Annotated in this window: 12 protein-coding genes; 4 read left to right on the top strand and 8 right to left on the bottom strand. The window is 60.5% G+C overall.

All coding sequences use genetic code 11. From position 1 onward, the window contains the following. Positions 1-244: 244 nt before the first annotated feature. The 5 genes from ACYQ0G_RS08320 to ACYQ0G_RS08300 all read right to left on the bottom strand — a co-directional run bounded on the left by ACYQ0G_RS08320 (position 245) and on the right by ACYQ0G_RS08300 (position 6,710). A complete protein-coding gene (locus ACYQ0G_RS08320) occupies positions 245-1,792 on the bottom strand; it encodes an acyl-CoA synthetase (protein WP_460101566.1) in 1,548 nt (515 codons plus the stop codon). Positions 1,793-1,959: 167 nt separating this feature from the next. Beyond that, positions 1,960-2,655, bottom strand: coding sequence for a M23 family metallopeptidase (locus tag ACYQ0G_RS08315; RefSeq protein ID WP_460102806.1), 696 nt, complete (start codon positions 2,653-2,655; stop codon positions 1,960-1,962). 130 nt (positions 2,656-2,785) lie between these two features. Next, positions 2,786-3,574: a ferritin-like domain-containing protein gene (locus ACYQ0G_RS08310; RefSeq protein WP_460101564.1), complete on the bottom strand. Its 789-nt coding sequence runs from the start codon at positions 3,572-3,574 to the stop codon at positions 2,786-2,788. Continuing rightward, entirely contained in the window at positions 3,571-4,041 is a 471-nt protein-coding gene (locus ACYQ0G_RS08305; protein WP_460101562.1) for a peroxiredoxin, read from the bottom strand. Before ACYQ0G_RS08305 ends, ACYQ0G_RS08310 begins: the two co-directional genes overlap by 4 nt. Next, a complete protein-coding gene (locus ACYQ0G_RS08300) occupies positions 4,041-6,710 on the bottom strand; it encodes a bifunctional [glutamine synthetase] adenylyltransferase/[glutamine synthetase]-adenylyl-L-tyrosine phosphorylase (RefSeq protein ID WP_460101560.1) in 2,670 nt (889 codons plus the stop codon). Before ACYQ0G_RS08300 ends, ACYQ0G_RS08305 begins: the two co-directional genes overlap by 1 nt. 118 nt (positions 6,711-6,828) lie before the next feature. Between ACYQ0G_RS08300 and ACYQ0G_RS08295 the strand changes: the two genes are divergently transcribed. Continuing rightward, positions 6,829-8,535 (top strand): M28 family metallopeptidase, encoded by a 1,707-nt coding sequence (locus ACYQ0G_RS08295; protein WP_460101559.1) that lies wholly within the window; start codon positions 6,829-6,831, stop codon positions 8,533-8,535. An 86-nt stretch (positions 8,536-8,621) separates the two neighbouring features. Here the strand turns inward: ACYQ0G_RS08295 and ACYQ0G_RS08290 are convergent, their stop codons facing one another. Continuing rightward, positions 8,622-9,500, bottom strand: coding sequence for a UTP--glucose-1-phosphate uridylyltransferase (locus tag ACYQ0G_RS08290; RefSeq protein WP_460101557.1), 879 nt, complete (start codon positions 9,498-9,500; stop codon positions 8,622-8,624). A gap of 124 nt (positions 9,501-9,624) precedes the next feature. Between ACYQ0G_RS08290 and murA the strand changes: the two genes are divergently transcribed. Continuing rightward, positions 9,625-10,908 (top strand): UDP-N-acetylglucosamine 1-carboxyvinyltransferase, encoded by a 1,284-nt coding sequence (gene murA, locus ACYQ0G_RS08285; protein ID WP_460101555.1) that lies wholly within the window; start codon positions 9,625-9,627, stop codon positions 10,906-10,908. A 70-nt stretch (positions 10,909-10,978) separates the two neighbouring features. Further along, complete coding sequence (locus ACYQ0G_RS08280; protein ID WP_460101553.1) at positions 10,979-11,203, top strand: hypothetical protein; 225 nt, start codon at positions 10,979-10,981, stop codon at positions 11,201-11,203. 1 nt (position 11,204) lies between these two features. Here the strand turns inward: ACYQ0G_RS08280 and ACYQ0G_RS08275 are convergent, their stop codons facing one another. After that, positions 11,205-11,501: a ribbon-helix-helix domain-containing protein gene (locus tag ACYQ0G_RS08275; protein WP_460101551.1), complete on the bottom strand. Its 297-nt coding sequence runs from the start codon at positions 11,499-11,501 to the stop codon at positions 11,205-11,207. Positions 11,502-11,583: 82 nt separating this feature from the next. Between ACYQ0G_RS08275 and ACYQ0G_RS08270 the strand changes: the two genes are divergently transcribed. After that, complete coding sequence (locus ACYQ0G_RS08270) at positions 11,584-12,300, top strand: hypothetical protein (RefSeq protein WP_460101549.1); 717 nt, start codon at positions 11,584-11,586, stop codon at positions 12,298-12,300. 473 nt (positions 12,301-12,773) lie between these two features. Here the strand turns inward: ACYQ0G_RS08270 and ACYQ0G_RS08265 are convergent, their stop codons facing one another. Next, a complete protein-coding gene (locus tag ACYQ0G_RS08265; RefSeq protein WP_460101547.1) occupies positions 12,774-13,751 on the bottom strand; it encodes a hypothetical protein in 978 nt (325 codons plus the stop codon). Positions 13,752-13,795 lie beyond the last annotated feature (44 nt).

The raw sequence follows: 13,795 nt of genomic DNA, 5'->3' as shown, positions 1-13,795 counted from the left end.
GCTGCCGAAAACCTATCGTCCTACTGTTGTATCCATGTGATTCACTTACCAGAATGGCAGCGCCAACCGTAGAAATATGCGACGAACCGAGTTCGATTCTTCCCGCAATATCGCGGGTTTGCGAACGGCTGGTTAAACAGCGCCTGTCTTTTGGTGCATTCTATTTGCCAGGGACTTCACCTCGGGCGGAAGTTCATCGCAGCTGCCTATCGACGCCATTAAACTGACCTGACTTCCTGGGGATTCAGGCCTGCGAAGTCTCCCGTTCGGCCTTGCGTTCGAATTCGTCACGCAGTTCGCGTTTGTAGAGCTTGCCGTTTGCTTCGCGGGGCAGTTCCGGCCGGAAATCGAAAAGCTTGGGCATCTTGATGCTGGACAGGCTGTCAGCCAGAAACTCGCGCAGTTCCGACTCCAGCGCGCCGCCCGCATCGGCCATGTCTTTCGGTTGGACGATGGCGACGACCTTCTCTCCGAAATCGGGACAGGGCGCCCCGATCACGGCTGCGTCCATCACCTTCTCATGCGTCACCAGAAGGTTCTCGATTTCCTGCGGGTAGATATTGACGCCGCCGGAGATGATCATGTGGCTCTTGCGGTCGGTAAGGTACAAATAACCGTCCGTATCGATGTGGCCGATATCGCCCAGCGTCATCCAACCTTGCGGATGCATTGCCTCGGCGGTCTTTTCCGGATCGTTGTGGTAGCTGGGAATGGTCGCGTTCTCGAAGAATAGCAGGCCGTCCTCGCCCGCCGGCAGTTCTTCGCCGTCCGGGCCGCAGACATGCAGCGTGCCGTAGATGGCTTTGCCCACGCTGCCGGGATGGGTCAGCCAGTCTTCCGCCTTGATCAGCGTCATTCCAATACCTTCGCTGCCTGCGTAATATTCATTGATGATCGGCCCCCACCATTCGATCATGGCCTGCTTGATGGGCACCGGGCAGGGCGCTGCGGCATGGAGGGCGCGCTGGTGGCTCGAAAGATCGTGACCCTCCCGCTCTTCCGGCTCGAGCTTGAGCATGCGTACAAAATGGGTCGGCACCCACTGGCTGTCGGTCACCCCGTATTTTTCGATCGCCTCCAGCGCATGAACCGGATCGAATTTCTCCATCACCACGACAGTCCCGCCAAGCCTGTGGGCGGTCGTGCACCAGCCAAGGGGGGCGGCATGATAGAGCGGTGCGGGTGAAAGATAGACCATGCTCCCGTCCGCAGGCATCCCTGCGCCCATTACCGCAAGGCCTACCAGCGGGGTGGCAGCTTCGATATCGTCGGTCGGAGGGGCTGCAGGGCGCACCCCCTTGGGCGCGCCCGTCGTCCCGCTGGAATAGAGCATGTATTGCCCCGGAGCCTGATCGGCTATCGGTCGTGCGGGCTGGGCTGCAAGCCTCGCCTCATAGTCTTCCTCGCCTTCGCCGCCCACGATCAGCAGGTCGATCCCGGCGCATTGCTCTCGGATGTCCGCGATCACGGGATCGAACTTTCGCGTGGTGACCAGCAGGCCGACCTTGGCATCCTTCATGATGTAGCAGATTTCCGGCGCGGTCAGCCGGGTGGAGATCGGCACCAGCATGGCGCCTGCGCGCTGTGCGCCCCAGACAAGCGGAAGGTAGTGAATGGTATTTTCCATCAGGACGCCGAAGTGGTCGCCGCGTTCTACCCCACTCGCGCGAAGGAGTTGGGCGAAGCGGTTGGCATAGGTGTCCATCTCACCAAAGGTCATCGTCTCCCCGCTCCCGGCCATTATCAGCGCAGGGTGGTCGGGGCGGGTCTTCGCATGCTGGATCGGGTGCATTGGCGGTCCTCTCTCGTACCGGCGGTCCTCATTGACGGGACTCGTCCGGTTGCATTGAGAAACCTAACTTGAGAAATCTCAGGGGCAAGCGAAAAGGCCAAGAAAAAGGGCGGCCGGGATATTCCCGCCGCCCTTTTTGATTTGCGAATGACTTTACGTCGTTCGGCTTATTCTTCGTCGTTACCGCCTTGGCCGCCCTCGGTCATCGCCAGAGCGAAAGCCTTCTGCGCTTCCGATTCCACCATGTAGGGAACCGGGTTCACTGCCTGACCGTCGATGCGGACTTCATAGTGAAGGTGCGGGCCCGTCGAACGACCGGTCGAGCCAACATATCCGATCAAGTCACCTTTACGGACACGGGTGCCTTCGGCAACCGCGATGCGCGACATGTGGGCGTAACGCGTCTGGATGCGGGCCCCATGTTCGATCGCGACATAGTTGCCGTAGCTGGAGAACGGTGCGGCCTTAGAGACATAACCGTCCGCCGTCGCATAGATCGGCGTGCCGGTGGTGGCTGCAAGGTCGACGCCCTTATGGCCGAGGCGGCGTTTCAGCACCGGATGGACGCGCATGCCGTAATCGCTGGTCATCCGTGCATCCTGCAGGGGCATACGTGACGGGACCGAAACCATTGGCTGGGCCGACATGGTCTGACTGGGATTTTCCCAGCGAGCGAAAAGTTCGGTAAACTCTGCATCGCCTTCATCCGAGGCGGGCGAAGCCACCTTCGATACGTCGATCGCGCCTGAGGCAACCGCGGTGTTCGTGTCAGCCTGCGCAGGTGCGGCAGCGATCGTAAGACCTGCAGCAGCCACTGCGAAAGCAAGCGTTGTGCGCTTGGTGTTCATGCTAAACCCGTCCATCCAGCGCGGGTTGGCCCCGCGCCCCTTGTCCATGATCGGAAAGGGCGTCCCGGCCACTTTCCGATCTTTTTCAGTCCCGCCGGAACCCCCCCGGCATCTCGTGAGTTTGGTTTTTGCTGGAAAAGGTTAATCAGACAATACCTGCGTAGAAGTCCCGCGATAAACCGGCTGCCGAACGCGCTGAGTCGTTGAATGGTGGCTTCAGACCCCCCGAAAAGTGGATTTTGACCAAATTTCGCCATGATTCCGGCGGGTTCTCGTGACGCGCCGTGCAGATTTCGCGAAAGTACTTGGCGCCGAACGCCACGTGGCGAATTTCATCGTCAAGGATTCGCTGAAGAATTTTCGCCCCGTTTTCATCACCTTGCGCGCGAACCCGCTCCAGAGTGGCGGGGGTGACGTCGAGCCCCCGCGCCTCCAGCACCATGGGGACGATCGCAAGGCGTGCGGCAACGTCGTGGGCAGTGTGTTTGGCCGCACTCCACAACCCGTCGTGAGCAGGCAACGCTCCATAGGTAGAGCCCAGCGAATCAAGTTTTCGGTCCAGCAGCGCGAAATGCATAGCTTCGTCGGCTGCGACCGAAAGAAAGTCCGAAACGAACTCCTCACCCATCGATTCGCCGAACCGGCCGGCCATATCGAGAGCAAGGTCGATGGCGACGAATTCGATATGGGCCAGCGAATGCCAGAGGGCGAGACGCCCTTTCTCGGACCCGCCCTTGCCCCGCCGCGGCATGTCCTTCGGCAGCCGCAGTTCGAGATTGGCGGGCCATTCGGGCCGATCGGGCATCGCGCAATCGAACCAGAAGGCGAGCTTGCCCATACGCCAGTCGCGAGCCAGCTTGCGCGTGGCGAAGACCTTCGCGGTCTTGTCCCCCGTCAGCAAGACATCACGAATAGCGCGGGAAAGCGAAGTCATGCGTCCTGCGCGGCGGCCAAAACTTCTTCTGCGTGGCCCTTCACGCGGACCTTGGGCCAGATGCGCAGGATCGTGCCGTCCTCGTCGAGCAGGTAGGTCGAACGGATCATGCCCATATAAGTGCGCCCGTAATTCTTCTTCTCGCCCCACACGCCCAGTTCGTCTGAAAGACCGGCTTCTTCCGCATCGGTGGCCAGATCGACGGTCAGATCGTGCTTGGCGATGAAGTTCTGGTGCTTTTTGGCCGAATCCTTGCTCACGCCGAGCAGGTAGGTGCCTGCCTCCTCGAACTCGGGCTTCAGTTCAGTAAAATCCTTCGCCTCGGTGGTGCAGCCAGGCGTGTTGTCCTTGGGGTAGAAGAAGATGACCGCCTTCTTTCCGGCCAGATCGGCCCTGGTCACCGTTCCCCCGTCGGGCGTTTCCATCGAGAAATCGGGAAAGGCATCGCCTTCGGCATAGGTCGTCATTAATCAAGCTCCAGTCTTTCGTCGAACAGATCGTGCCACACTTGCGCAACCGCGCAGCGCTGATCGCCAAGGCGCGCAAGAAGGCTGTCGAAATTGTCGGCCTCGCATAGCCGGGCAAGAATAGCCTGCTGGGCTGCTGCCGGTATGGCGAGGTCGGGTGCGAGCAGGCGCGTACCGACCAGCAGGCGCGTCATCAAGACATGGGCCGGGACAAGCTGCGCCAGCTCGGGGATTTGCGCCAGTGCTTGGTCGACCGCCGGTGTCAGCCCTGTGCGGTCGCGCAGCTGGAGGAAGTGAACGAGGAACTCGATATCAACGAGACCGCCGCGCAGCAGCTTGACGTCCAGCGGTCCTTTGGCCGGTTTGTGCGCTGCCATCTCGCTGCGCATTTTCAGAAGATCAGCCCTGAGAGTGGCGGCATCCCGCTCTGCGCCCAACACATCGGTAAGGATAGCATCGACCTTGCGGATCGCCTCAGCGCTCCCGGTCAGCGGGCGGGCCCGGGTCAGCGCCATGTGTTCCCACGTCCAGGCGTCCTCCCTCTGGTAGCGCGCGAAACTCTCCAGATTGACCGCCAGCGGCCCTTGCGCGCCCTGCGGCCTCAAACGCGTATCAACCTCGTAAAGCGCGCCCTCCGCCGTCGGGACCGAAAGCGCCGCGCTCACCCGCTGTGCAAGGCGATTGAAATAGAGCGTGGCGCCGAGCGGCCGTTCACCGTCGCTTTCGCCATCATGGCTGCCGGTGAACACATATATGATGTCGAGGTCCGATGCATAGGTCAGCGCCCCGCCCCCCAGCCGGCCAAGGCCAAGGACGACAAGCTCTCCGCCTTCGATCCGGCCATGCTTGCTGGCGAATTCTTCTTCGGCAGCACTCTGGGCGCTCGCGATCGCAGCTTCAGCCACGCGCGACAGCGCGGCGGCGACGTCGAGCGGGTCGTGCGCTGCCTCGATCAGCTGGACGCCCAGGGCGAAGCGCGTTTCGCCGGTCACGATCCGGATCCGGTCGAGCCTATCCTCATAAGTATCGCCGCGTTCCGACCGCACCATTGCTTCGGCCAGATCGCTGCGGCTGCCGGGCAGGTCGAGCGCACTGCGATCGATCAGCGCATCGACCAGTTCGGGCCTGCGAGCGATCGCATCCGCCAGCGGTGGTGCCAGAGTCAGGCAATCGGCCAGCAATTGCATCAGGCCGGGCCGCGCTTCGAGCAGGCGGAACAGATTGATGGCGCTGCTCATGCGCTGCAATACGCTTTCCCAGCGCGTCACCGCCCGTTCCGGTTCTGGAGACGCGGCAAGCGATGCCAGCAATTTCGGGCGGATCGCCTCGAAAGCGGACAGCGCTGCGGTACTCCGGAGCGGGGCGTAGCGTCCGTCGGTCCATTCGGTAACGCGTTCGACCAGCTCGGGCGCGAGCGAGGCCTTCGGCTCATCTGCCACCACGTGAGGCGTATCGACCGGCACGGAGACTTCATCCTCAGCCAGAAGCGCGTCATACCGCTGCGCCACCGGGGCGGTGAGACGAGAGATATGTTCGAGCCAGGCCGCGCCGTCGGCATAGCCATCCAGCCTCGCCACATTGTCCAGCGCCTCGCCTGCGGGAAGCGTGTGGGTCTGCTGGTCGGCCACCATCTGCAGCCGGTGTTCGATGCGGCGCAGACCGTCATAGCTCTCGCCGAGCGCGCGGGCATCGTCGGCACCGATCCTGCCGGTCGCCGCCAGCGCATCGAGCGCCGCGCGCGTATGCTTGCGCCTCAGCGACGGATCACGGCCGCCATGCACCAGTTGATGAGTCTGGGCGAAAAACTCCGCCTCGCGGATCCCGCCCCGGCCCAGCTTGACGTTATACTCCGGCGCCGGCTCCCGCGGCCCGGTCTGCTTGTCACGGATGCGGTGCGTGAGACGGCGCACTTCGTCGATCGCCCCGAAGTCGAGGCTGCGGCGCCACACGAAGGGGCGGATGTGGTCGAGAAACGCCTCCCCCGCCGCAATGTCACCCGCACAGGCGCGCGCGCGAATGAAGGCGGCCCGCTCCCATGCCAGCGCGCTGCTTTCGTAATGCGTAATCGCCGCGTCCAGCGGAATGGCCAGCGGGCTTACCTCGGAGGCAGGCCTGAGACGCAGGTCCACCCGGAAGACATACCCTTCTGCCGTCACATCGGACAGCAGGCGCACCACTTCGCGGGCGTAGCGTTGGGCTGCTTCACCTGGCTCGTCTCGCTCGCGGCGCGGCAGTGTTTCCGGGTCATAAAGAAGGATCGGATCGATGTCGGAGGAATAGTTGAGCTCGCCCGCACCATGCTTGCCAAGCGCAAGGCCGATCAGCCCCTGCGGCTGGGCATCGGGGACGCGGCGCAGGATCGCTGCCTCGATCGCGCGGTGCAGAGACCGGTCGGCGAACAGGGAAAGTTCGCGCATCACCTTGTCGAGATCGAATGCCCCGGCCAGATCGCCGATTGCGAGTACCAGCCCCAAGGCGCGCTTTTCACGCCGCAGCGCCACGCCGATGTCGTCGATCCCGGCGCCTGCTGCTTTCGCCAGGTGAAGCGCATCGTCTGCCGCTCCGTCAGCCAGCAGCCGGGCGATCTCTTCGTGCCTTTCCAAGCCACGCGCCAGAAAAGGCGCGTGATCGCGCGCGCGCTTCAACGCATCGGTCCAATCGGCAGCCATCGAGAAGGCTCTGCCCAAGCATGCGGCATCGCGCAAGGAGCGAGGCAAGCTTGCGCACGCGCGGCGCCCGGTGCAGAAGCTGCCGCCACGAGATCCACAAAGAGAGGTTGCCTCAAGGATGATCCGCAAAACCATCGCTGCAGCGACGGCGCTCATGCTCGCCGCCTGCAACACCGCCATCGACGATGAACCGGGCGGTGTCCCGGGCCTCGACATTCCGGAAATCGCCAGCGGTGACATTTCGGAAGAGACGATGAAAACCGTGACCGAGCGGCTTTCTTCTGACGAATTTGAGGGCCGCATGCCGGGTACGGAGGGTGAGCGGAAAACAGTCGCCTATCTAATCGAGCAGTTCAAGAAAGTCGGGCTGGAGCCGGGCAACAATGGCAGCTGGACCCAGAAGGTCCCCCTGGTGGAAATCACCGGGAAGGATTTCGCTCCGCTGACCATTTCAGGACCCGATGGCGAGCCGGTGGAGCTGGTCTATGGCGATGACTGGGTAGGCGTTTCTTACAAGGAAGACGTGAAGACCAGTCTCGAAGACAGCGAACTGGTGTTCGTGGGATACGGCATCGATGCGCCCGAAAAGGACTGGAACGATTATGAAGGCGTGGACATGACCGGCAAGACCGCCGTCATCCTCGTCAACGATCCCGATTTCGGGGCGACCAGCCTCGATGGCCCCTTCGGCGGGAAAGCGATGACCTATTATGGCCGCTGGACCTATAAATATGAAGAGGCTGCCCGTCAGGGTGCGGTCGGCGCCATCATCATTCACGATACCGAACCGGCATCCTATGGATGGAATGTCGTCGAAAGCAGCTGGTCGGGACCGCAGGCCTATGCGCAGCGCGGTGAAAATGCGCCGCCGCTCACCACGATGAACGGCTGGGTGCAGAACCAGGCCGGCAAGGATATCTTCAAGGCCGCGGGCAAGGATTTCGACAAGCTTGCGGCTGCCGCGAAGAAGAAAGGCTTCAAGCCCGTTCCGCTGGGCCTCACCGCTTCGACCAGTTTCCGCAACGACATCCGCACCTTCGAATCGCAAAATGTGATCGGTATCCTGCCGGGCACCGAGCGGCCTGACGAATATGTGATGCACACCGCGCATTGGGATCACCTCGGCCGCTGCACGCCTGCCGACGATGGTGACGATATCTGCAACGGCGCGGTGGACAATGCCACGGGTACGGCGGCGCTGGTCGCGCTTGCCGAAGCGCAGGCCAAGGCAGGCCCTACTGCGCGCAGCTTGGTATTTCTGGCAGTGACGGCCGAGGAGTCGGGCCTGCTGGGTGCGGACTATTACGCCGCCAATCCGGTTTTCCCGCTGTCGCAGACCGTGGGCGGGATCAATATGGATGCCTTCCTGATCGCCGGGCCCAGCAAGGACGTGACCGTCGTTGGGCCGGGCAAGTCGCAGCTCGACGAGTTCCTCGAGGCAGCGCTCAAGGTCGATGGCCGCGTATCGACGCCCAACCCGAACCCGGAAGCGGGCTCCTATTACCGGTCGGATCACTTCGCCTTCGCTAAGCGCGGTGTGCCGATGCTCTATGTCGATGGCGGAGAGGATCTGATCGAGGGCGGCACCGAAGCCGGCGGCAAGATCGCAAAGGATTACCGCGACAATCGCTATCACGGGCCGAAGGACGAATACGATCCGAACTGGGACTGGTCGGGCGTGATGGCGGATCTCCAGCTGTTCTATCGGCTGGGACGGATGATGGGCATGAGTACCAGCTGGCCCAACTGGACCGAAGGTGACGAGTTCAAGGCGACCCGCGATGAGGATTGCGCAGCGGAAGGTGCAGCCTGCGGCGGCGCCTGATACTCCCACGCTGAAACAAGAAAGGGGCCGGCTCGCACTTGCGGACCGGCCCCTTTTCTATGGCTCCGTGATGAAGGCAATACGCTCTATTCGGCCAGTAGCCTTTCGGCGATAGCGCGGACTTCGGCGCCCATGTCGTCCCGCTCCAGCGCAAGGGCGAGCGTGGCTTCCACGAAGCCCGTCTTGTTGCCGCAATCGTAGCGGTTGCCGGCGAAGGTCACTGCATGGAACGGCTGCGTGCCGATCATTTTGGCCATGGCGTCGGTCAGCTGGATTTCGCCTCCTGCGCCCTTTTCCTGATCTTCCAGCACGCGCATGACTTCGGGCTGGAGAATATAGCGGCCCGAAATGATCTTGTTCGACGGCGCTTCGGCCACGGGCGGCTTTTCCACCAGTCCGGTGACTTCGGTCAGCGTGTCGGACACGTCTTTGCCCGGCTTGATGACGCCATAGCTCGAAACTTCTTCCTCCGGGATTTCCAGCACCGAGATCAGGTTTCCGCCCACTTCTTCATAGGCATCGACCATCTGCTTCATGCAGCCGGGCTCACCGATCATCAGCTCGTCGGGCAGGAAGATCGCGAAGGGTTCGTCGCCTACGATGGAGCGCGCGCACCAGATCGCATGGCCGAGGCCCAGCGGAACCTGCTGCCGGACCGACATGATGTCCCCCGGCGTAGCGCGGGTGGGATCGAGAACGCCCATGTCCTTGCCCCGCTCGCCCATGGTGGTTTCCAGCTCGAAGGCGAGGTCGAAATAATCCTCAATGCCGGTTTTCCCGCGACCGGTCACGAAGATGATCTGATCGATCCCTGCCTCGCGCGCCTCGTCGACCGCATACTGGATCAGCGGACGATCGACGATGGGGAGTAATTCCTTGGGCACCGCCTTTGTCGCCGGAAGGAAACGGGTGCCGAGACCCGCTACGGGGAATACGGCTTTCTTGATCGGTTTACGCTGGCTCATGTCTCTTCGAAGTAAGCCCAAGGCTGGAACAGGTCAATTGCGGGACGGTTCGTAGGGACTTGAAGGGGAGGGATGACAGCAGCATGACGCTTGTCAGCAGCCCCGAGACATTTAAAGGCAGGGCATGGACAAACTCATCGTACGCGGCGGCAACCGCCTTTCCGGCACAATTCCCATCTCTGGCGCGAAGAACGCGGCGCTCACACTGATACCCTGCGCGCTGCTGACTGAGGAAGCGGTGACGCTGCGCAATCTGCCGCGGCTGGCCGATATCGACGGTTTCCAGCATCTGATGACGCAATTCGGTGTCAGCCACACTATTCCCGGCAAGCGACCCGAAGATTTCGGCCGCAACGTCACGCTCGAAGCGATGCGGATCACCAGTTCGGTCGCGCCATATGATCTGGTGCGCAAGATGCGCGCTTCGATTCTCGTACTGGCGCCGCTGCTGGCCCGTACGGGCGAGGCGACCGTATCGCTGCCCGGCGGCTGCGCCATCGGCAACCGCCCGATCGATCTTCACCTGAAGGCGCTGGAAGCGCTGGGCGCCAATATCGAGCTGGCACAGGGTTATGTGAAGGCATCCGCGCCCGATGGCGGCCTTCCCGGCGGCGAATTCGATTTTCCCGTGGTCTCCGTCGGCGCGACCGAGAATGCGATCATGGCGGCCGTACTCTGCAACGGCACCAGCCTCCTGCGCAACGCAGCGCGCGAACCGGAAATCGTCGATTTGTGCAATCTGCTCACCGCGATGGGCGCCGAGATCGAGGGTGTGGGCACATCGGATCTCACCATTCACGGGGTGAAGACACTGCATGGCGCCACCTATCGCGTCATGCCCGACCGGATCGAGGCGGGGTCCTATGCCTGCGCGGCCGCGATCACAGGCGGTGAGGTGCTCCTCCGCGGCGCCGATGCGGGCGACATGGGTTCGACGCTGCACGCGCTGCGCAACATCGGTGTCGAGGTGGAAACGGTGAAGGAAGGCGTGAAGGTCGCGGCCCATGGCCAGCTCAAGGCCTACAACCTCACCACCGCGCCGTTCCCGGGCCTTGCCACAGACATGCAGGCGCAGCTGATGAGCCTGCTCTGCAAGGCCGAAGGCACCAGCGTGCTGAAGGAAACGATCTTCGAAAACCGCTTCATGCACGTTCCCGAACTGGCGCGCATGGGTGCCGATATCGAGACCACCGGGCGCACGGCCATCGTGAAGGGCCCGGTCGAGCTGACCGGCGCCGAAGTCATGGCGACCGATCTGCGCGCCTCGATGAGCTTGGTGATCGCCGGCCTGGCCGCAAAAGGCGAGACTACGGTGCGCCGTCTCTACCATCTCGACCGCGGTTATGAGCGGCTGGAAGAGAAGCTTCAGCTGGTTGGCGCTGATATCGAACGTGTGGGCGACGATTGACGATTATTTGCGGACCTTTCGGCGGCTCCGGCAGTTGGTCTGGTAACATCTATCCGAAAGGGAAGCAGACATGATTATCAAGCTCGCAGCACTCGGCGCACTCGGTTACGCTGGCTATCGCTATTACGAAAAGAACAAGGTTGACCAGAACGGTGTGGCCTTCGCGGGCGGCGAACCGGAAGGCAGCTTCCGCAACGCAGGTTCCGATGCAACAGCTTCGCACGATCGCATGAGTTCGACCGACGAAGCGCTGGATGAAACCTATCCGGCTAGCGACGCGACCGCAAAATATTAAGTCAGGACGACAGTTCTTGATCGGAATGGACGGCGGAAGCGATTTCGCCGTCCTTTTCGTGTGCGGGGCGTAATTCGGAAGCGACAAGCCACACGCGAATAGCGCCGGCTAGTCCCGGAGGTGTGTCGCTCCGGATCCGTTCCGCGTCGATGCGGGCGACCAGCGTGTTGACCGCGATGGCGCGCCGGGCGGCAGCCTTCTGCAACAACTCCCAGAACACGGGTTCAAGGCTGATCGAGGTTCGATGCCCTTCGATGCGGACCGAGTATTTGACCGGGGGATGGTAGGGCGTTGTCATTCGCGGCCATTTGTAAGAGAGACTGTTGCGGGGGACAATCAGTCGTTTCGATATCAGGTAGAGAAGGCAGTCGGCGGGCGAGGTGAAGAAATTCCAGCATCAGGATGGTGAAAGCCCGCCATCGTTGGAGGGCGCCGCGCCTCTGCGGCCGCAGAGTTTCTCCGCCGAAGAGCTGGCGGAGCTCGAGCGGAGGGAGCGACTGGGCGGATGGCTCATCCTCTTTTTCGCAGGGGCCGCGCTCGCGACCGGCGCTCTCGCGTTCTACCTCTTTGCCGACGACGTCGAACAGAACGACGAATTCGTAAGGGCCGATCGCTCCGAGCAGGCCGAAGCTGCGGCCCCAGAGGATGATGAGCCCTTTCTATGGGGCGGCATTCTCGTCGATGACGATACCGTGGCCGAAGCCGACCCCGAAGCAAGCGGCGACAGCGAATCCACCGACAGGCAGGATGACCAGGCCGCCGCAGCCTCGGGTGTTGTCGACACGATCGAACAGACATTCAACTTCCCCGGCCCGCCCGAGCCGGGAGACACGCCGACCTTCCGCGGTCCGAGACCGGGTTCGGTCGATCGGGAAACTTCCCGCGCCCTGCGTAGCGGCGAGGCCGAACTCTGGCGTGAGGACGGCGAGCGCGGCTATGTACTCGTCAGCGACCCGGTAACCTACGGCAAGAGAGAATGCCGGCAGGTCAGCTACACGCTGTTTGCCAATGGCGGGCAGCTCACCTCTCCTTCCAGCCAGTGGTGCCGCACCGAGGGCAGCGCAAAATGGCGACCCGACCCGCCCGGTGCAGAATAACCCTTGAAAAGGAGCGGTTCCTGACAGTTTAGATTGTGCGTAACGATTCGACGGAGGTGAAGACAAATCGACCGAGGTCGGAACGAAAGTTTTAGGATAGCGGCTAGTTCGTTTAATCGTACGAGAATTGATCCACTTAAAAGAGAGAGGCAGCATTCTGGGAAATGCTTAGCTGCCTCAAATAGAAAGCTTCCTGCCTCCTTAATTTAGGCGATAATGGAGTTGAAGGGCCTATCGATTACAATTGGTGTTAGGCGCCATCGTTTCAGGGCGGCTTGTGGCCTAATTTAGGTAGGAGAGAAGAGCGCTACGGAGGTAAGACGCTCCGAATTTACACGCAATAAGGCAGGTTTTTAATCTTCGTAAGTGCGCCAAATTTATTTATTAAGTGTAAAAGCCCTAATGCTTAAATGGCGCGCTAGCTTAATTTGGGCTCCAAGCTGAGTGTAAGCTTATCGCGAAGCAAACCCCTCTTACACAAAGCCGTTACCATATTTTAGCACATTATCTATAAAACCGAACGATTTGGCAGATAAGTAGATCATTACCGCCAAAACCGCCGGATGCTTTGTTTTATTCTCAACCAAGCACAGGTAGATAAATGTGGTGAAAGTCACCATATTCATTCTTTCGCTTCCCAGGACGAATGTAAGACCGATGAGTGGAGCGAACGTTACAAAAATCCTTGTTCGGTTGTGGAAAATAGCCAACGCTATACCAAACAAAGCCAACCCCGAAAGAATGTCGAGCAAGCCTCCCTGACCTTGATAGCTAGCAAATTTAGCGAGCAGCGCAGTGGAGAAAAAGTACAGCAGCGCAATACCGCCGATGGCCGTTCCTGCGCCAATAGCCACCTTCATCCTTGCTGAAAGGTGAGAGAAGAAATGCCAGATGAAAATCGAGCCATGCGTAATGAGTGACTGGAAGTGAGCTAACGGCGCCAAAGCTGCCCATACTAGCCTTATTCGTCCCACGGTCATCAACGCTAGGAAAAGAAAGATATAGGCAAATTTCAATCGTTCGGCTGATGTTGCCAAAACTATAACATAGAAGTTTGTTAGAAAAAGAGCGATGAATAAAGGATGGCACCTATACATTCTCAATGTATTAAAGATTATTGCATACATGACTCCGTCAATTGCAGCCATCAAGACATAACGTTCTATTAATGCATTCGACCCAATCCACGCGACAATTGGATAAATTAGCTCGGAGCTTCCTAAGTAGTCGCTCTGTGATCGAAGCGCCCAGATTACATCCCGCCCTATCAAAGAGTCGTAATATCTCTGATAATGGGCCGGATCTCCGTAATAATAATTATAAAGGACGAAGTTGTAGAAGACGAAAGCTGCGGCCCCTACCGCAACCGCGATAAGCAGGTTGCGCTTTTGCCATAGCCGTTCGGCGCTAGTTGAAATGGTGGTCGAACTGTTCACACGTACAAGGGTCATCAATTCCCCCTTTGCGACAAGCAGGGTGTTACTTACAAGCCTGA

This window comes from Qipengyuania triglochinis, from assembly GCF_054655615.1.
This window is presented reverse-complemented; position numbering and strand designations above follow the sequence as displayed.

Excerpts from the sequence above, each read along its gene's own strand:
- ACYQ0G_RS08295 (WP_460101559.1), top strand. The coding sequence starts at position 6,829 with ATGATCCGCAAAACCATCGCTGCAGCGACGGCGCTCATGCTCGCCGCC.
- ACYQ0G_RS08320 (WP_460101566.1), bottom strand. The coding sequence starts at position 1,792 with ATGCACCCGATCCAGCATGCGAAGACCCGCCCCGACCACCCTGCGCTG.
- ACYQ0G_RS08265 (WP_460101547.1), bottom strand. The coding sequence starts at position 13,751 with ATGACCCTTGTACGTGTGAACAGTTCGACCACCATTTCAACTAGCGCC.
- ACYQ0G_RS08280 (WP_460101553.1), top strand. The coding sequence starts at position 10,979 with ATGATTATCAAGCTCGCAGCACTCGGCGCACTCGGTTACGCTGGCTAT.
- ACYQ0G_RS08315 (WP_460102806.1), bottom strand. The coding sequence starts at position 2,655 with ATGGACGGGTTTAGCATGAACACCAAGCGCACAACGCTTGCTTTCGCA.
- ACYQ0G_RS08300 (WP_460101560.1), bottom strand. The coding sequence starts at position 6,710 with ATGGCTGCCGATTGGACCGATGCGTTGAAGCGCGCGCGCGATCACGCG.
- ACYQ0G_RS08275 (WP_460101551.1), bottom strand. The coding sequence starts at position 11,501 with ATGACAACGCCCTACCATCCCCCGGTCAAATACTCGGTCCGCATCGAA.
- murA (WP_460101555.1), top strand. The coding sequence starts at position 9,625 with ATGGACAAACTCATCGTACGCGGCGGCAACCGCCTTTCCGGCACAATT.
- ACYQ0G_RS08310 (WP_460101564.1), bottom strand. The coding sequence starts at position 3,574 with ATGACTTCGCTTTCCCGCGCTATTCGTGATGTCTTGCTGACGGGGGAC.
- ACYQ0G_RS08290 (WP_460101557.1), bottom strand. The coding sequence starts at position 9,500 with ATGAGCCAGCGTAAACCGATCAAGAAAGCCGTATTCCCCGTAGCGGGT.
- ACYQ0G_RS08305 (WP_460101562.1), bottom strand. The coding sequence starts at position 4,041 with ATGACGACCTATGCCGAAGGCGATGCCTTTCCCGATTTCTCGATGGAA.